The following is an 18,331-nucleotide window of genomic DNA, read 5'->3' as shown; positions in this document are numbered from 1 at the left end:
ACCCCTGGCCGGCCCCCACCCTGCTATCGCACCACCTCGGTGCAATTTGCCGTCCACGCACAAGCCTCGGCACGATGCACAGTTTTGACGCTAAATTGCACCAAATTGGTGCAATTTATATTCTACCGCGCACCGATTTGGTCACTTCTCTGGCTGCTCGTCTGCAGGAAGCGCGCCCTCCAAGGCCTTGTCATCGCCCCATTGCGCTTCCGCCACCGGCATCTCGCCCTGCTCTGCACGCAAGGCCTGCAGGGCAGCCAGCCCGAAATGGATGAACCACAGCGAAGAGAATGCGAAGGTGATGGCGTAGATCCATACCGCCAGCGGCACCAGCACCACAAAGCCGATGGTGAAGACGATGCCCGAGGCCCAGACGATGCTGGGCGCAATGCCGATATAGCCGCTGATCACGCCCATCAGCAGGAGCGGCCAGCGATGGCGCTGCAGCAGCGCATCGCGCTCGGGCTTGCTCGCGTGCTCAGCCAGTGCGTCGACACTCATGACCCGGTAGGTCAGCCAGCCCCAGATGACGGGCGGCACCACCAGCACAAGGGAAGGAATCAGCCACAACGGCATCGTGACCACAAAGGCAACCACGGCTACGGCTGATGTCCCCAAGGCCCACACTACACTGGCCACGAGGCCTGTACCGTGCTTCTTGGCCAGCGTGGCAAAACGCTGCTCCGTCACCATGCGCACCAGCGCCGGTGTCATCAGCAAGGCGATGATGAGCAGTGCCAGCACGGCCGCCATCGGGGTCATCAGCACCAGCACCACAAATGGCGCCACGCCAGCGGCAAAGCCTTCGGTGCCGCTGCCGCCAAACCAGCTGAACATGGTGCGCAGCCAGCCGATGGTCTCCACCCAGTGCTGCACCGCTGCCACGCTGGCCGTCCAGTAGAAGTAGCTCCAGCCGCCCAGCACCAGCAGCATCACGACCAGCGGCACCAGCGACAGCGCAATCACCTTGGGGCGAAAGCAGTACGCTGCAGCGCGCCAGAAAGAATCAAGCATCAGGCTGGAGCCTTGGGACATGGGAGGGGTTCCTTATGCATTAAAAACCGATGATCATGCTAACCGGCAACGGCAAGCCCTGTCGATTCAGCGCCCCACAGCCCCCAGGCGCGCCTGTAAGCACCAGGACAAGTATCAGGCCTTGTTCAGCAGCCGGAGCACCCCGCGCCACTGCTGGCTCCAGAAACCGCTGCCGTAGTCGCGCAACTGGCCTTGCCTGTTGGGCTGCACCTGGTCGCGGATGCCGGTCGGGTCGTAGCGCAGCTCAAAATTGGCCGTGCCAAACAGCATGTCCCACCAGGGCAGCAACACACCGAAGTTGCAGCCTCCCAGGCGCGGGCGGGCTTTTGCAGTGTTGCCCGCTTCTTTTTTTATAGCATTATGCGCTTGACTGTCTTGCGCTGCAGACGTATTTCCCTCCAAACCCTTGGCTGGCGACTCATGCCCGATGCCAATCGCATGGTGGCGGCGGTGAAAGCGTGGGCTGATCCACAGCCGCTCGCCCAACCTGCCAAACCATACACGCAGATTGGCATGCTGCAGGCTCTCGCTCAACTGGGTGATGGCGACGATGGCCACAAACTGGCTCGGGGCCACACCGATCAGCACGGCGACCAGCACCAGAATGCTGTCGGTCAGGATATCGTCCAGCAGGTGGTTGCGGTTGTCGCTCCACATCGTCATCTGGCGCTGCGAATGGTGCAGTGCATGCAGCTTCCACCACCAGACGAAGCTGTGCTGGCCACGGTGGATCCAGTAGGCTACAAAGTCGAAAATCACCAGATAGATCAAGAGGCTGACCCAGGCCACATCGGTCACGCCCGGCCAGAGTGCGTCCACATGCCAGGTCTCAAACCCTTGCATGCGCAGGCTGCCTACCAGCCAATCCCACAGGGGGTCGATGGAAAAAAAGAGCGCCAGGCGGAACAGCCCCAGGCGGTGGATCAGCGTGTAGAGAATATCGATGCGGATGGCGTGCTTGTCGGTCACCGCCTCCACCGGGCGCCAGCGCTGCAGCGGCGCAATCACCAGCACCATGATGACAATCTGCAGGCAGCCCACCAGAAACCAGCCAGCGGCGGTGTAGCCATCTTCCAGAAAGTTGGCCAGGCCCATATTGAACAGGAGCGGCTGGAACACCTGTTCAAACACCCATTGCTGGGCATTGTCAAAAAGAGAGCTGAAGAATTCCATAGCTAGAAATTACCTGTGCCTGCGCGCGGCAAGCCCATTCAGTGTGCCAAAAAACCGCTGATCAAGGCCGTCAATGGCTGCGAATCCATTCACGGTACTGGGGGTGATCGCGCAGGGTGGCAAAGCAGAAGCCCTGTGCCTTGAGGCCCTGGATCAGCGGCTGCAGCACGGCAGGCGCCCAAGGATCCTTGCGGTCCCAGATGCCCAGATGCGCCAGAAGAATGTCGCCGGAGCGGATGTTTCTGAGCGCCTTGTCCAGCAGCATGGCATTGGGATATTTGTCGCTGGGCAATTCATCGCCCAGAAAACCGGCGGGCGACCAGCCTACGTGGGCGTAACCGCAGCTTTGCGCCGCAGCAATCAACGCGGGCGAGGTCTTGCCGCCAGGCGCGCGAAACAGCGGCAGTGGCTTGGTACCGGTGATCTGCTGCAGGCGGTCTTCGGATTTCTTGATTTCGGCACAGTATTGGGGCACGGTCATCACCGCAGTCTTGCCCGCAAGAGGCCCCTGCGATGGGCGCACCGTAAAGCTGCGCACAGCGCCCTGCTCCGTCTTCCCATCGGCACGCCAGTACACATGGTCCCAGGTATGCGAGGCAAAGGCATGGCCTTCGGCTGCGCGCGCCTTCCACCAGGGGGCCCAGTGCTCGCCCAGGCTTCCGTCACCCTCCTTGGTGCGCTCGTTGGCGGCAAAAAAGGTGACTTTCACATCTTCCTGCTGCAGCACCTCGGCAATCCTGTCGGCCACTCCCATGTGGCCGGTATCCAGCGTCAGATAGACGGGTTTGCTGCAACTGGCTGCCGAGTTTGCATGATTTTTCGCTCCTACGCCCATAGGCAGAGCGCCAGCAGCTATCAAAAATAGAGTGCTCAGACGCATGCGCGGCCCGTATCAGCGCGGAGCATGGTCCAAGGTCCAGATGCCGTGCGGCGACTTGCCAACCTTGACCTGGTTCACCACCTTGCGTTCCTTGGTGTCGATCACGCTCATCTTGCCCGCCCAGCGGGAGCTCAGATAGATATAGCGCCCATCAGGCGTCACATCCATGCAATCGGGACCGCTGGGGCCCGGGTACTTGTCCACCACGGTCTGGCTTTGCATGTCGAGCTTGCTGATGGTGTTGGCCACGCGGTTGCTGACAAACAGATGGCGGCCGTCACCCGTGGCACGGAAGGCGTGCGCGCCCTTGTCCGTCTTGATGGAGTTGACCAGTTTGGGCTGTGCACCTGCCACGTCGAACACCTGCACACCCTCGCCACCGGTGAGCGCCACAAACACGAACTTGTTGTCGGGGCTGCCGTACAGATCGGCCGGCATGGGGCCGGTCTTGATGCGCCACTTCAATGTCTGGCTGGCGATATCGATGGCGACCAGCTCATCACTGTCCTGCATGGTGGAGTAGATCGTCGTGCTCTTGCTGTCGATCCACAGGTGGCTGGGCGTCTTGCCGGTGGAAATGCGCTTGACCAGCTTCGGGTCGGTGCCGTTCCAGCTGTAGATATCGATATGGTTCAAGCGGTTGGCCGCGGTGACAAACCACTTCATGTCGGGCGAGAAGCGCAGATGGTAGGGATCGGAGATGCCCTGGATCACACGCTGCACATCTGCAGTCTTGGGGTCGACAAAGGTCAGCGAGTCACCCGTGGCATTCGCCACGATGACGGATTTGCTGTCGGGGGTGAGGTACAGGTGGTGCGGCTCCTTGCCTGTAGGAATGCGCTTGACCTCTTTCCAGGTCGCAGGATCAACGACGCTGATATTGGCATCCAGCGAATTGAGCACCAGAATGGGGTTTGCCGCCTGGGCGGCCAGCGCTGCCGCTGCCGAAGCGGCCACCAGCAGGGAGCGGGCGAGATTAAAGGGCTTCACAAGCAATCCGAACAAGTAACGCAGCGAGTGTAGCCGCCCGCAAGGCGGTTACCCACAGTACCCGAATGGCGGCAATGTAAATATTCGTCGACTTCGGGCAGGAGCGCCCGTTCTCAGCGCGCGCAATGCAAGTGCACCTTAATATTCGTCAAAGATTCGCTGCAGCTCCTTGGGATCGTTCGTCCGGGTGAGGGCCAGCATCAGGAGAATGCGGGCCTTTTGCGGCGAGTGCATCATCGAAGCGACAAAGCCCGCTTTCCTGAACTCTCCGGTTGGCGTCACGATGCCGGTCGTCACACGCGAGCCGGTAACGACTGCAACGCCTTTTTTCTGGGCTGCTACCAAGCTGTTCATCGTGGCGACCGGCATATTGGCGTGCCCTGTTCCTGCATTGACGATGCCACGTGCACCGGCCGCCACTGCCGCATCGACCAAAGTGCCGTCCGAACCCAGGGTCGTGTAGTTGATATCGACGCGCGGCAAGCTCTCGAGCTGGCTGACGTCGAACTCGCTGTGGGAGGTATGCCGCTTGAGCGGGCTGGAGATGAAGAAAGGCTCGGAGTTCTGCATGTAGCCCAGTTCTCCCCCATCCGGGCTCTTGAACGTGGCCGCATTGGTGGTATTGGTCTTCATTACCCCGAAGGCGCTGCTGATCGTGTCGTTCATGCTCACCAGAACGCCCTTGTCCTTGGCCGCAGGGCTTGCAGCCAGCGCCACGGCATTGACCAGATTCAATGGTCCGTCAGCACTGATGCCGGTGCTGGGACGCATGGAGCCGACCAGAACCACCGGTTTGCTGGTCTTGACCACCAGATTCAGGAAATACGCTGTCTCCTCCAAGGTGTCGGTGCCGTGGGTGATCACCACGCCGTCCACATCCTTGGTCGCCAGGAGTTCATTCGTGCGCCTGGCCAGCGCCAGCCAGTTGGCAATGCTGATCTTGGAGCTGCCCACGTTGAAGAGTTGCTCACCGGAGATATTGGCGAACTTCTCGATCTCCGGAACTGCAGCCACCAGCGCCTGAATTCCCACCTGTTTCATGCCTGCACCCGGCCCATAATCGGTCAGCGCCAGGCTGTCAGCACCGCGGCTGGCGATGGTGCCACCCGTGGCCAGAATGGCAACATTGGCTTTGCCAGGGGTTTGTGCCAAAGCTGGCGCTGCACTCACAGCGAGTGCAGTGGCGCTCAGCACGCAGGCTGCGAATTTCTTGAGATTCATGATGAAGAGCTTCCGTGGGGCTGTTGAAAAATGGGGACAGATATGTGCTTTCCTGGTGGTGTGCCATGCAGGTTGATGCGCTGTGCCATCGGACGGCTTGAGTGAAACAGTCTCTGGATGCTCCAACACAGACTGGCCAACCGACCCACCTTCAAACCAGCGCAGCACAAGGTATCGAGGTTGAGGTTTCAAGCGCTCAGGGCAGCGGCTCCCCTGCCCCCACCCGATCCACGATCAGGCGGTAGTGCTCCGGCCGGCGATGTTTGGCAAAATTGAAGACGTGCTGGCGGAAATGCTCGCCCAGCGAGAGATCGGCGCTGACACAGATCACTTCGTCCTCTTCCGTCAGCGTGCGGGCCACAATCTCTCCTGTCGGTGCCACGATGACGGAACTGCCGATCATGTGGTGCCCGTCTTCGGAACCGCATTTGCCTGCTGCAGCCACCCAGACCCCGTTCTGGTAGGCATTGGCCTGCAGCGAGATCAGGTGGGTAGAGGTGCGCAGATGCACCGGCTCGTTCCAGTGAATGTTGAGCGAGGGCGTGTTATAGCCCAGCATGACCACCTCGGCACTCTGCAGCGCAAGGACCCGGTAGGTTTCAGGCCAGCGGCGGTCGTTGCACAGGCACATGCCATACTTCACGGCCTCCGATTCAAACACCCTGAAACCCAGATTGCCCACATCGAAGTACTTCTTCTCGAGGTGCTGAAAAGGGACATCGCTCTTGAGGTCGGCGTGGCCCGGCAGGTGGATCTTGCGGTACCTGCCTGCGATCTCGCCATTGCGATTGACCAAGATACAGGTGTTGTAAGGCCGACCATCCTCCGCCAGCTCGGCATAACCCAGGTAAAAGCCCACGCCCAGCTTGCGCGCCTCATCAAACAGCGGCTGCACTTCGGGGTTGGGCATCTGCGCTTCGAAGAACCGCGCCTGCGCCTCGGATTCGTCCATCCAGTAGCGCGGGAAGAAAGTCGTGAGCGCCAGTTCGGGAAACACCACCATCTCTGCCCCGCGCGCCTTGGCCTCCTGCAACATGGCCACCAGCCGCAGAACCACTGCGCTTCGGCTGTCTGTCAGGTGTACAGGCCCCATCTGTGCGACCGCCAGGCCCAGCTTTCTGTTCGACATATCATTCATTCCTTTTCATTGAAGCTTTGGTTCCCGCCGGCGCAGAACCTGACCGGGCAGCGCACCGGTGGCCTGGTGCCCATTCCATACCTGGCGACCATTGACCCAGACCTGCTCCACGCCCTGGCTCACCTGCATGGGCTGCTCGAAGGTTGCGCGGTCGGACACCCGTTGCGGATCGAACACCACCAGATCGGCAAACCAGCCCGGCTCCAGCCGCCCACGGCGATCCAGGCCGTATTGCTCGCAGGCCAGGCCCGTCATCCGGTGGATGGCCTCCTCCAGCGACAAAAGCCCGCACTCGCGCACCATGCGCCGCAGCACCCGCGTAAAGGTTCCCCACTGGCGCGGATGTGGATGCGGATCGAACGGCAGGCCATCGGACCCCACCATGGTGAGCGGAAACTGGAAGATGCGATCCACATCGCCCTGGTCCATCAAAAAGTAGATGGCTCCAGCGGGTGACAGACGCGCCAGTGTTTCTTCGTCGTCCAGGCCCCACTGCCGCTGCAGGTCGGAAAAATCCCGTCCCTTGGCCTCCGGGCACGCCGCGGACCAGGTGATCATCGTGCGACTGGCCAGGCGCACGCGATCCAGCCGCAACATGGTGGAGGTGGCTGGATAGGGATGGCAATCCACACAGACCGGCTGCGTGGCACTGGCTTGCTGGATCATTGCCAGCGTTTCTGCCGAACGGCCATGGTTGCGCTCTCCAGCCAGCTTGTGGTGGGAAAAGACCACCCTGCAATCTGCCTCGCGCCCCACGGTCAACGCTTCCTGCATGGCAGGAACAATGTCGTCCGCCTCGTCGCGCAGATGCGTCGCATATACAGCCCCCCGCCCTTTCAGCGGCTGACAGACATCCAGCAACTCCTGGGTGGAAGCATGACGCGCAGGTGGGTAGAACGTCCCTGTGGAGATGCCGAATGCCCCCTCGTCCATGGCTTCCGTCAGCAAAGCGCGCATCTGCGCACGCTCTGCGTGCGTGGCCTCCCGCTGATGATCGGCCATGACGCCGACGCGCAAAGTCGTATGGCCTACCAGAGCAATCACATTGACTGCGGCGGGTTGCGCTTTGAGCGCCTGCAGCCAGTCTCCAAAGCGCTCGAAACGGAACAGCTCTGGCGGGCCGAGCAGATCCAGCGGCTGCGGTACGTTCGGGTGCACCAGGGGCGCCAGACTGATGCCGCAATTGCCGGTGACCACGCTGGTAATGCCCTGCGAGACCTTGGGTGTCATGTCGCGGTGCGCCAGCAGATAGCCGTCGTCATGGGTGTGGGAATCGATGAACCCCGGCGCAATGACCTTGCCTTGCAGGTCGACCACCGTGTCGTCTGGTTGCACAGGCACGACTCCCACCGCCACAATCCGCTCACCGTCCAGAGCCACGTCGCCAGCAAAAGCGCTTTGACCGGAGCCATCCACTACCAGGGCATTCTTGAATATCAGCACTGTCGCCTTCGCTTTCCGGTACTGATCAGTTGAGCTTTTCGATCTTGCTGGACTGAATGATCTCAGCCCATTTTTTGGTTTCTCGTGCAATCAATTGCCTGAAATCATCCGGTGTCCCGCCCACGGGCTGGGCTCCGAGGCCGTTCAGACTTTCCCGTACATTGGGAGCCTTCAGCACCTTGTCCAAGTCGGCAGCCAACACCTTGGCCTGCTCGGGCGTCATCTTGCGATTGCCCACAACCCCTCCCCACGAGACGATTTCATACCCTTTGACCCCTGCCTCATCCATTGTGGGTACCTCAGGCAGCTGTTCAATGCGTTTGCCCAGCCGGGTGACGGCCAGTGCCCGCACCTTGCCAGCCTTGATGAGCGGCACTGCCTCGGAGCTGTTGACGAACATGTAGTTCAACCGCCCACCCATCAGGTCCTGCAGTGCGGCGGGGCCTCCCTGGTAGGGAACGAACAGGGTGTCGAGCTTTTCAAGATGGTTGAGCAGCTCACCGCTCATGTGTCCAGTGGTACCCACACCAGACGCCCCGTAGGAAAGCTTGCCAGGGCTCTTGCGCGCCTCGGCCATCAGATCCTTGACGGAGTGGACGCTGGAGCCTGCAGGCACGATCAGCACGTTGTACAGATTGAACAGGTGCGAGACCGGCACCAGATCCTTGTCCACGTCATAGGGCAAGGTGGAGAACAAGGAGCGATTGACGGCCAAGGTATTGATGTTGCCGTAACCGACGGTGAGGTCATTCCCCCTGACCACCTGCACAATGCCGATATTGCCTGCAGCACCGGGCTTGTTCTCCACCACCACGGTGCGATGGATGTTCTGGGCCCACTGGTTGGTGACAATGCGGCTCAGCACGTCGGGCGATCCGCCTGCGGCAGATGGCACCACGAAGGTGATGGGCTGGCCGGCAGTGCCCTGGGCGGCCGCCGCGCCAGCGAGCAGCACGACAGGCAACAATAATGCGAGACGGGACAGGTGGCGACGATTCATGGCTGGCAATCCTTCATGGGTCTGAATATTGCTTGCAGCGTAAGGGACGACACCCACTCTCCCAAATTGAAAAATGTTCGTGCATTCACAAACAAAGTTATCTACACCAGGGGTAAACACCAAGATGCGAGACATTCCACCGGAAACCACCGCACAGCCATCCCGCCCCCGCGCACTGAACATGCGGCAACTGGAGGTATTCCACGCCATCATGACAACCGGCACCATCAGCGGTGCAGCCCTGGCGCTGCATGTGTCTCAACCGGCGCTGAGCCGCGCTCTGGCACACTGTGAATCCCGGCTCGGTTACCCCCTGTTTGAACGCCTGGGCCGCAGGCTGCAGCCCACGCCTGAAGCGCTGCGCCTGCACGAAGAGGCGCGCGACGTATACCGAGGCCTCGACCGGCTCAACACCTTGGCGCAGCGCATCGGACAAGGAGGAATGGACACCTTGCACCTGGCCTGCAGCGCCACGTTCGCCAATACGTTGATTCCGCAGGCCCTGAAGCAATTGATGCGGTACAGCCCGCACCTGCGCATCGATTTCCGCACCGCCACCTATGACGAATTGCCCGACTACCTGCTATCGGGACAGGCCGACGTCGGCATCTCCTTGGTGGAATCCAGCCACCCCGGGTTGAAATCCCGCCTTCTTGGCAGGCAGCATCTGCTCTGCGTGCTCCCCATCGGGCATCCGCTGGCCAGCCAGACAGCCATTGATCCCTTGCAGCTTTGCGATACCGTCTGGATCGGCTACCCACCAGACACGCCACTGGGACGCCTTTGTGTCCTGGACCTGGCAATGGATGATACCTCGGCAAGCATTCAGGTTCGCTCGCCAGCCATCGCCCTCAGCTGCGTTCAGATGGGCCTGGGCGCAGCAATTGTGGACGCCTCCTGCGTCTCGCAGATGTCAACCCACGACTGTGTAACCCTCCCACTGACCAGCGCCGTCCACACGGACATCTGGGCCATCACATCGGCGCGGCAGCCATGCTCGGCCGCAGCCCAGCATTTCATCGACGCCTTGCATGCAGTCATCCGTCAGATGACCGCCGGCTGCCCATAGCCAGGTAGACGAACCCTGTCTATTTCTTGCGCATAGAAGGTCGTCATGCGTACGCGGAGGTTTACTTTGTCGGCTTGAACCCTGTGAAACCTCCTGATCAAGGGGCGTTGCGGATCCAGCCTGGTAGTGCCTGGCGTGGCCCTGCCTGACGTGGCCTGGCGCCTCGTCTTCATCGCCAATCTACGATTGCCAGGTTGCGCGACCTCCTTCATATACTGTATAAATATACAGTCATCTAAGAAGAAGCACATGCCCATCACGCGTTACTGGCGATGGCACATCAGAGTCAATGGACGCTGGCAAGAGACGAGCCACCACGAGTGCGCTATCACAATGAAAGCAAAGCACCCGGAAGCCATGCCTGTTCTTGGATCGCTGATCAAGCTTTTTGTACTGGCCCCTGCCCCTATCGCCGATTCAAGGCCTCTCAGGCGATACCCGTTGCCACCAGTACCTGGGCAATAGGCTCTTCTGCTTGAAATAGGCTCTTCTGCTTGAACATGCAGCAGTACAACTCGGCTTGGCAGCCGAAGGGCTTCTTGTGGAGGGCGCCCCCCACCGTCAACGCCACCACTCCACAAGCCGGACACCTTGCCTGCGAACGGTTCTCCAACCTACAACGGAACTGTCCAGAGTCCTGGCTCGTCTTCCACAGTGGATCTCGTCATCACTGGCCCGTGCGCCTACTCTGAAACGATGCAGGCAGTCCTCAATCCCAACCTGCCAACACCGGTGCCATCCCTGAGCGGCCTGGGCGTGGCTTCGCTGTCGCTCCTGCTTGCAATGGTGGGCATGGCGCGAGGCCGCAAACAGTAGGCCTGAGTGAAATGTGATGCCTATGAAACCATCTTCGAATGGCTTCTTTCCTGGTTTTGCACAAGTGCGTCACTCTTTCGGTCAGTCCGAGCGTTCAGACGCTCTCCATGGCGGACAATTGCGACCATATCTGTCCAACCATTGCTTTGCGTCATCTGCCGTGCCATCCTCCAAACGCCAAGGATTCATCCTGACCCGCAATTGGCGAGATACGCCCGCGGGTACCGAGATCGAGTACTGGCTGGCGACCGATTCCGGCCCCTTGAAGGTGCTCTTGAAGGCCCAGACCTCAGTGGCTTTCGTCGAGGCCCGGCACCAGGGAGCGGTGCAGACACAGCTGCTGACCATGCCCGATGTGGAGTTGCGGGCGCTGGATCTGAAGAGTTTTCACCAAGAGCCCGTGCTGGGGATCTATGCAAAGCATTTTCGCCAGTTGGGACGGCTTGCACGCGCCCTCCAGCAGGTGGGCATCTCCCTTCTCGAAGCAGACGTTCGCCCACACGAGCGCTACTTGATGGAGCGGTTCATCACCGCAGGCGTCCAGCTGGAAGGTGGGCAGCTCGAGAACTCGGCACTGGTGGACTGCAGGCTGCAGCCCGCGCCCGATTTCCGGCCTGCACTGAAGGTGGTGTCACTGGATATCGAGACAAGCCAGCACCAGGACCTCTACTCCATTGCACTGGACGGAATGGCAGAGCGCGTGGTGTTCATGCTGGGCGAGGCACCTTTCGAGTCCATGCAGCCGCCAGGCTTTGCGCTGGTCTACTGCGCAACGCGCAAAGCGATGATCGAAGCGATCAACGCGTGGTTCGAACGCAATGACCCGGACGTGATCATTGGATGGAACGTCATCCAGTTCGACCTGCATGTGCTGCAGAAGACCGCAGACGACTGTGCGACACCTCTTCTGCTGGGCCGCGAGCGCAGGCCTATTGCCTGGCGCACCCATCCTGGCAAGCAAGGCTATCTTTTCGCGCCCATGCCCGGCCGGGCGGTGATCGATGGCATCGAAGCGCTCCGGGCTGCCGTCTGGAGCTTTTCCTCTTTCAGCCTTGAGAACGTGTCACGTGAACTTCTGGGCGAGGGCAAGGACATCGGCGACGAGTACGACAAGATGGCGGAGATCGAGCGGCGCTACCAGGACGACAAACCCGCGCTCGCCATCTACAACATCCGGGACTGCGAGCTAGTCCTGCGCATCTTCGAAAAGACAAAGCTGCTGCAGTTTGCCATGGAGCGCGCCCACACGACGGGCCTGCAGCTCGACCACTTTGGCGGCTCCATCGCCGCGTTCAGCCACCACTACCTGCCCCGCATGCACCGCCTGGGATATGTGGCGCCCAGCGTGGGCGACATCCAGGGGAAATCTTCCCCCGGTGGCTATGTACTGGATTCCAGGCCCGGCTTCTACGACTCCGTCGTGGTTCTGGACTACAAGAGCCTCTACCCTTCGATCATTCGAACCTTTCTTGTGGACCCTGTCGGATTGGCCGAGGGCCAGCATGCCAGCAACCCCGAACGGCTCATCAAAGGCCCCAAGGGCACGCGCTTTTCGCGAGAGAAGCACTGCCTGCCGGAAATCGTGACCACGCTGTGGCGTGCCCGTGACGAAGCCAAGCGCGCCAGGAACGAGCCCCTGTCCCAGGCCATCAAGCTGGTGATGAATTCTTTCGCCGGGGTGCTGGGTGCATCGGAGTGCCGGTTCTTCAACCCGGACCTGATCTCCTCGATCACCCTGCGCGGCCACGAGATGGTCAAGGCTACCCGTGACCTGGTAGAAAAGCGCGGGTACGAAGTCATCTACGGAGACACGGATTCCATCTTCATCTGGCTAGGGCGCGCCCACTCCAATGAAGAGGCGCATGTGGTCGCAGCCGAATTGGCCCAGGACATCAATGCGTGGTGGGCGCAGAGCTTGCGGCAGGAGCAGGACCTCGAGAGTTTTCTTGAAATCGAGTTCGACACGCATTACAAGAAATTCTTCATGCCCACCATCCGTGGCTCGGACATCGGCAGCAAAAAGCGCTACGCAGGCCTGAGCGTCGACGCGGCTGGCAACGAGGCAATGGTCTACCGAGGCCTGGAGATGGCGCGCAGCGACTGGACGCCTCTTGCACGGCAGTTTCAGGAAGGCCTGCTCTCGCGCGTCTTTCAAGGCGTACCTTACCGATCATTCGTGATCGAGTATGCGCAATCCACGCTGGCGGGCAAGATGGATGACCAACTCATCTACCGCAAGCGCCTGCGGCACCGCCTGGATGCCTACGTGGCGAACGTGCCACCCCAGGTGCGGGCCGCCCGCATTGCGGATGCGTACAACGCGCGCATGGAGCGCCCCTTGCAGTACCAGAGCGGAGGCTGGATTCGCTACGTCATCACCAAAAATGGTCCAGAGCCGCTGGAGAGTCGCCAATCTGCCATTGACTACGAGCACTATCTGACGAAACAGCTTCAGCCCATTGCCGACTCGATTCTTCTTCCCCTCGGAGAAGACTTCAACACGCTGACATCTTCCCAGCAGGAATTGTTCTAGGGCGCGCCACGGGATCGGCGATACCGGCAGGCAAATTCGAATGTCGGCCTTCTGTCAGTACGCCAAATCACCATGCCCCAGAACCGCTGGATGCGGTGCCATTGCGCCCCAGTCCCCCCGCTCATTGCCAATGCCCACTTCGGGGGCTGCTCCCCCGCATCGCGGCATTCAATGCTGACCCCAGCAGCACTTCTGACGCCTGCAATTGCAGCTGCAATCAACCCCGGGTGTCGGCCAAGAGCAGACCGCGGCTGAATCGAAAATCGACGATTGGCTCAGTTGCATGAGCGGCTCTCAATGCGTGATGCGTAGGGAAACTCGCATGGCAATGCTTCACGAAAACCTACAGGCACGGGATTTATCTTGCTCTAACATGAATACTCCATCGGCAGTGAATCATTTGAGATTTTATTCTCAGAATATTTCACCATTTTTTATAAACCGCAGGAGTTAACACCATGAATGAAGACACCATTAAGGGCAATTGGAAACAATTCAAGGGAAAAGTCAAAGAACAATGGGGAAAACTGACCGACGATGACTTGGATGTCATCAACGGTCAGCGCGAACAACTGGTAGGAAGGATTCAGGAGCGAGAGGGTATTGCCAGAGACAAGGCGGAAGAGCAGGTAAAAGCCTGGGAAACCAGCAATAAATATTACTGGTAAATATATTTCAGCACCTGATATTTCAAAGACAGTATTTCCATATTTGAAATAACGCATTATAAAAAAGGACTCAAAAATGAGTCCTTTCTTTTTCATAAAATTCATGCCTCCCCAACGGTTCCTGTAATCGGCAAAACAATACCTGTGATGTAGCTGGAGCATACTGGCGCTGCCAGGAATACATAGGCCGGAGATATCTCCTCGGGCTGCGCGGGACGGCGCATGTCGGTATCCTCGCCAAACTTGCGAACATCCTTCGCCGCCTTGTCGGCAGGATTGAGCGGAGTCCAGACCGGGCCCGGCGCAACCGCGTTGACGCGAATTCCTCGCGCCGCCAGATTGCTCGCAAGCGCCTTGGTGAATGCATGGATGGCGCCCTTGGTGGCGGAGTAATCAATCAGGTTGCGACTGCCGCGCAAACCCGTGACCGAGCCGGTATTGATGATGCAATCCCCCTCACTCAAATACGGCAGTACCGCCTTGGCCATATGGAAATAGCCAAAGATGTTGGTCTTGAATGTCTCCTCAAGACGCTCTTCGGTGATGTCTTCGATATCCGCCGCATGCTCCTGAAAGGCAGCATTGTTCACCAGCACGTTGACCGACCCGAACTCCTCCAGCGCCCTGGCCACCAGATCTTCACACAATGCCGGATCTTGCACGTCGCCAGAGACGGCAAGGCACTGCGCCCCCTCCGCCTCCACCAGACGGCAGGTCTCTGCCGCATCGTGGTGTTCGTTGAGATACCCAATCGCTATATTTGCTCCTTCACGGGCAAACAGAATGGCTACCGCACGGCCAATCCCAGAATCTCCACCAGTGATGATGGCAACCTTGCCTTCGAGTTTGGCACTGCCAACATAATCTTGAGCAAGGCTTTCTGGCTGCAATACCATATCCTTTTGCAAGCCAGGCTTTTTCAGCGTTTGCTCCGGCATCGGAGGCTCAGGCTCGGCATGCCCGGGCCCTGGCGCAGCCTTTTCATCCATATTTTCTTCTGAGGCCTTTGCAAGATTGTCATTGAGCCGCTGTTGCTTCTGGATTTCAGATTGTCTTTTTACAGCAGCTTCAGCCTTTTCATTGAATTTATCGATGGGGTTGGACATGGTCATTTCCTTGTCTATAAAAACATCACCATATCGCTGACAACAGCGTATACACGTAGGGCTTATTCACCTCTCTTCTCAAAATATCAACATGATGTAAACGGCATAGGATCACACCTACGGTTCGTATTCTCCTTGGATGGCATTCAGCACATATTAATGGCCCTATCATGGAAATTCATCATCAGGAGATATGCAATGAATAGTTATTTGAAAATCACCAGTGCGCTTGCCATTTCGCTGTATGCTGCCTCTGGATTTGCATTGACCAGCGACGAATTGAAAGCAGAGAAAAAGAGCATTGAAGCGGCTTACAAATCTGCAATGGCCCAATGCAAAACCCTGAGCGGTAACGCCAAGGACATCTGCGAGAAAGAAGCGAAGGGCAACGAGAACATCGCCAAGGCAGACCTCGACGCCAAGGAAAAGCCCAGTGACTCCACGCACTACAAGGCACGTCTTGCCCGCGCGGACGCAGCCTATGAAATCGCCAAGGAGCGCTGTGATGACCAAAGCGGCAATGCCAAGGATGTGTGCAAGAAGGACGCGCAGGCCGCACACGTGAAGGCCAGGGAGGATGCCAAGGTCAAGCGTGCGCAGGAAGCGCCGTCGAACATGACTCCTCAAGACAAAGCAGCCAATGTCTCCGAGGCTCGCAAGGATGCAGCCCAGGCCACCCGTGACGCGGAGTACAAAGCTGCCAAGGAGCGTTGCGATACGCTGCCCGCAGCCTCGAAAGATGCCTGCGTGAACGATGCCAAGACCCGATTCGCTCAGTAACGTACCGCTGAGCATCGCCACATGCTGTGCGACACGCAACCTGTTCTGCATTCAGGCAATCCAGGGCTTTCATCATGCGCCGCGCCAGCATGTGTGGAAGTGAACCGCCCACCGATGCAAGACCGCCAAACCGGGTGAAGGAATGCAGGACCTCATCCGTAGCAGCAGCTGCAGAGGCAGGCCTGCGCGGCTTTTCTTACCGACAACACGGTTGCCTGACTGCCGTCCTTCGACCATTCATGGATGAAGGTGACCAGAGCCCTTGGTCCTACGGCGCACACCGGGGCAGCCCATTTTCAGGCAGTTGCGTTGCGATCCCTGCACGCCATTTCCCCAAGGAGTCTATCGTGCCAAGAGGTGACAAATCTTCCTATACCGACAAGCAAAAGCGCCAAGCCGAGCATATCGAGGAGAGCTACGAAAGCCGTGGTGTCAGCAAAAAGGAGGCAGAAGGGCGGGCTTGGGCCACTGTGAACAAGGAGACGGGAGGCGGCAAGAAATCCGGTTCGGGCCGTGGACATTCCGTGGATCACTCCGCGTGGCGCAAAGGCGGACGTCTGGGAGGCAAGGCATCCGCGAGCCGCACCGCGGATGAGCGCTCAGCTTCCGCAAAAAAAGCAGCTGCCACGAGAAAACGCAACGCCGAGGCAGCAAAGCACGAATGAATGCGGAGGCCGTCGCCTGATTTTCCAGACCGTCATTCTCCCCGCGCCCCTGCCCTCCCCATGCGAGTCGGGCCACCAGGAACGCATGCGGCGCAGTGCGCTTCGAAAGGCTTGACCATGCAAAGACATTCCGTATTCAGCCAGCTTGCCAGAAGAGTCGCCAGACTGAGCGGGCGACCAGCCAGTTTTGCCATTGCATGTGCAGTCATCGTGCTCTGGGCCCTGTCAGGGCCGATCTTTCATTTCAACGATACATGGCAGTTGGTCATCAACACCGGCACCACCATCATCACATTCCTGATGGTGTTCCTGATCCAATCCACGCAGAACAGCGACACGGAAGCGATCCAGATCAAGCTGGATGAACTCATTCGAGCAATCGAGCCCGCACGCAATCGCATGCTTTCCCTCGAAGAACTGGATGAAACGGAACTGGATGAATTGCGCAAAGAGTTTGACGAACTGGCGAAGAAAGCCAGACAAACCTGAAGCCATTGCAAAGGAAAAATACGCACTGACATGGCTCATCGGGCCGATGCATGCCGATATGCACGATGCCTGTGACCACTTTGTTGCTCCTGGTTCAGGCGCGCCATGAATGGTCATCGAGCAACTCCTTTTCCCAGGCTCCTAGGCAGCCGAGCGACGCAGATGCAACAGGCCATGCGACGCCATGCCGAACACCACGCCCCAGAAGGCTGCGCCCAATCCGAACAGCGTCATCCCCGATGCCGTGGCCAGGAAGGTGACGACCGCTGGCTCGATGACGGACTCCTGCGCCAGCAAGCCGATGTTGGAGGCAATCGCACCGATCAGCGCCAGGCCCGCCAGCGCGGCGATCAGTGCAGGAGGAAAGGCGCTGAACACCAGCACGATGGTGCCTGCGAATGTGGCGCCCAGGAGATAGAAAACACCATTGGCCATGCCAGCGACATAGCGCTTGTCCGAGTCGGGGTGTGCATCCTTGCCCGTGCACAGCGCAGCAGTGATTGATGCCAGCACGATGCTGATGCCGCCAAAGCACGCCACCAGCAGCGATGCCAGCCCCGTACCTGTGACCGCTGCCCGTGACGGGACGTGGTAGCCGGCCAGGCGCAGCACGGCCATCCCCGGGAGGTACTGTCCCGTCAGGCTCACCAGCAGCAAAGGCACGGTAAAGCTCAGAAAGGTGCCGAGATTGAACACGGGTGCGACGAATACCGGCTCGGCCAGTACCAGCTCCAGGGCCTGCAGATTGGTCTTGCCCGTGATGGCCGCGACCACAAGACCGAGCACCGCCACCAGCACCACGGTATAGCGCGGCCAGAATCGCCGCCCGGCCAGATACGCAACCAACATGACCAGTACCACGGCGGGCAAATCCATGCTGGCACGGAAAGCCTGCACCCCGAATTGGAAAAGAATGCCGGCCATCATGCCCGCTGCAATGCCCTTGGGAATGAGGTGGACGATTTTCTCGAAGTACCCGCTCAGGCCGATCACGACAACCAGCGCCGCCGCGCTCAGATAGGCTCCCACGACCTCTGGCATGGAGATATGCGGAAACAGGCTCAGCAGCAACGCTGTACCGAGCGCGGACCACGCCGTGATGACGGGTATGCGCAGCCACCAGCTCAGCAGCAGGCCACTGAGACCTGCCCCCATCGAGATGGCCCAGATCCACGAGCTCAGCGCCTGCGGCGGCATATGACCGGCCTGCGCGGCCTGAATGAAGATCACCAGTGGCCCACAGTACGAAATCAGTACCGCCAGAAATCCCGCCACCCAGGCGCTGAGGGACCAGTCCTTGAAGTTCATAAATCCACACCTCCCCC

17 protein-coding genes are annotated in these 18,331 nt (G+C 59.4%); 7 read left to right on the top strand and 10 right to left on the bottom strand.

Annotation, left to right across the window (positions count from 1 at the left end; translation table 11 throughout):
• Positions 1-141: 141 nt before the first annotated feature.
• The 8 genes from ABIE32_RS15865 to ABIE32_RS15830 form a co-directional block, all read right to left on the bottom strand.
• Positions 142-1,035, bottom strand: a complete 894-nt coding sequence (locus ABIE32_RS15865; protein WP_429017573.1) for an EI24 domain-containing protein — start codon at positions 1,033-1,035, stop codon at positions 142-144.
• A gap of 114 nt (positions 1,036-1,149) precedes the next feature.
• The gene (locus ABIE32_RS15860; RefSeq protein WP_429017571.1) at positions 1,150-2,208 is read right to left on the bottom strand and encodes a sterol desaturase family protein; all 1,059 of its coding nucleotides are present in this window, start codon (positions 2,206-2,208) and stop codon (positions 1,150-1,152) included.
• 70 nt (positions 2,209-2,278) lie between these two features.
• Positions 2,279-3,043: a polysaccharide deacetylase family protein gene (locus ABIE32_RS15855; RefSeq protein ID WP_377779997.1), complete on the bottom strand. Its 765-nt coding sequence runs from the start codon at positions 3,041-3,043 to the stop codon at positions 2,279-2,281.
• A 57-nt stretch (positions 3,044-3,100) separates the two neighbouring features.
• A complete protein-coding gene (locus tag ABIE32_RS15850) occupies positions 3,101-4,078 on the bottom strand; it encodes a YncE family protein (protein ID WP_377779998.1) in 978 nt (325 codons plus the stop codon).
• Between the two features lie 138 nt (positions 4,079-4,216).
• Entirely contained in the window at positions 4,217-5,299 is a 1,083-nt protein-coding gene (locus tag ABIE32_RS15845) for an asparaginase (protein WP_429017568.1), read from the bottom strand.
• Between the two features lie 196 nt (positions 5,300-5,495).
• Positions 5,496-6,428 carry an N-carbamoyl-D-amino-acid hydrolase gene (locus ABIE32_RS15840; protein WP_429017566.1) on the bottom strand — a complete coding sequence of 311 codons (933 nt, stop codon included), beginning with the start codon at positions 6,426-6,428 and terminating at the stop codon, positions 5,496-5,498.
• Between the two features lie 15 nt (positions 6,429-6,443).
• Positions 6,444-7,880, bottom strand: coding sequence for an N-acyl-D-amino-acid deacylase family protein (locus tag ABIE32_RS15835; RefSeq protein ID WP_429017564.1), 1,437 nt, complete (start codon positions 7,878-7,880; stop codon positions 6,444-6,446).
• A 25-nt stretch (positions 7,881-7,905) separates the two neighbouring features.
• Entirely contained in the window at positions 7,906-8,880 is a 975-nt protein-coding gene (locus ABIE32_RS15830; RefSeq protein WP_429017562.1) for a Bug family tripartite tricarboxylate transporter substrate binding protein, read from the bottom strand.
• Positions 8,881-9,004: 124 nt separating this feature from the next.
• Between ABIE32_RS15830 and ABIE32_RS15825 the strand changes: the two genes are divergently transcribed.
• The 4 genes from ABIE32_RS15825 to ABIE32_RS15810 all read left to right on the top strand — a co-directional run bounded on the left by ABIE32_RS15825 (position 9,005) and on the right by ABIE32_RS15810 (position 13,966).
• Complete coding sequence (locus ABIE32_RS15825) at positions 9,005-9,949, top strand: LysR family transcriptional regulator (protein WP_429017560.1); 945 nt, start codon at positions 9,005-9,007, stop codon at positions 9,947-9,949.
• Between the two features lie 696 nt (positions 9,950-10,645).
• The gene (locus tag ABIE32_RS15820; RefSeq protein ID WP_429017558.1) at positions 10,646-10,765 is read left to right on the top strand and encodes an IPTL-CTERM sorting domain-containing protein; all 120 of its coding nucleotides are present in this window, start codon (positions 10,646-10,648) and stop codon (positions 10,763-10,765) included.
• Positions 10,766-10,925: 160 nt separating this feature from the next.
• Positions 10,926-13,298: a DNA polymerase II gene (locus tag ABIE32_RS15815; RefSeq protein ID WP_429017556.1), complete on the top strand. Its 2,373-nt coding sequence runs from the start codon at positions 10,926-10,928 to the stop codon at positions 13,296-13,298.
• A gap of 458 nt (positions 13,299-13,756) precedes the next feature.
• Positions 13,757-13,966: a CsbD family protein gene (locus ABIE32_RS15810; protein WP_224149284.1), complete on the top strand. Its 210-nt coding sequence runs from the start codon at positions 13,757-13,759 to the stop codon at positions 13,964-13,966.
• A gap of 101 nt (positions 13,967-14,067) precedes the next feature.
• On the opposite strand, the gene ABIE32_RS15805 is transcribed toward ABIE32_RS15810, so the two are convergent.
• Complete coding sequence (locus ABIE32_RS15805) at positions 14,068-15,078, bottom strand: SDR family oxidoreductase (RefSeq protein ID WP_429017555.1); 1,011 nt, start codon at positions 15,076-15,078, stop codon at positions 14,068-14,070.
• A 192-nt stretch (positions 15,079-15,270) separates the two neighbouring features.
• Between ABIE32_RS15805 and ABIE32_RS15800 the strand changes: the two genes are divergently transcribed.
• The 3 genes from ABIE32_RS15800 (at position 15,271) to ABIE32_RS15790 (ending at position 17,006) form a co-directional block, all read left to right on the top strand.
• Complete coding sequence (locus ABIE32_RS15800) at positions 15,271-15,852, top strand: hypothetical protein (protein WP_429017553.1); 582 nt, start codon at positions 15,271-15,273, stop codon at positions 15,850-15,852.
• A gap of 239 nt (positions 15,853-16,091) precedes the next feature.
• Complete coding sequence (locus tag ABIE32_RS15795) at positions 16,092-16,517, top strand: plasmid stabilization protein (protein WP_429017551.1); 426 nt, start codon at positions 16,092-16,094, stop codon at positions 16,515-16,517.
• A gap of 60 nt (positions 16,518-16,577) precedes the next feature.
• Positions 16,578-17,006, top strand: a complete 429-nt coding sequence (locus ABIE32_RS15790) for a low affinity iron permease family protein (RefSeq protein ID WP_429017550.1) — start codon at positions 16,578-16,580, stop codon at positions 17,004-17,006.
• 141 nt (positions 17,007-17,147) lie between these two features.
• On the opposite strand, the gene ABIE32_RS15785 is transcribed toward ABIE32_RS15790, so the two are convergent.
• Complete coding sequence (locus tag ABIE32_RS15785; protein ID WP_429017548.1) at positions 17,148-18,314, bottom strand: benzoate/H(+) symporter BenE family transporter; 1,167 nt, start codon at positions 18,312-18,314, stop codon at positions 17,148-17,150.
• Positions 18,315-18,331: the final 17 nt, after the last annotated feature.

It is taken from the genome of Comamonas sp. 4034 (assembly GCF_050434545.1).
In the GTDB taxonomy this organism is placed as follows: domain Bacteria; phylum Pseudomonadota; class Gammaproteobacteria; order Burkholderiales; family Burkholderiaceae_C; genus Comamonas; species Comamonas odontotermitis.
The sequence above is the reverse complement of the archived record's forward strand: the minus strand, read 5'-3'. Positions and strand labels throughout refer to the sequence as shown.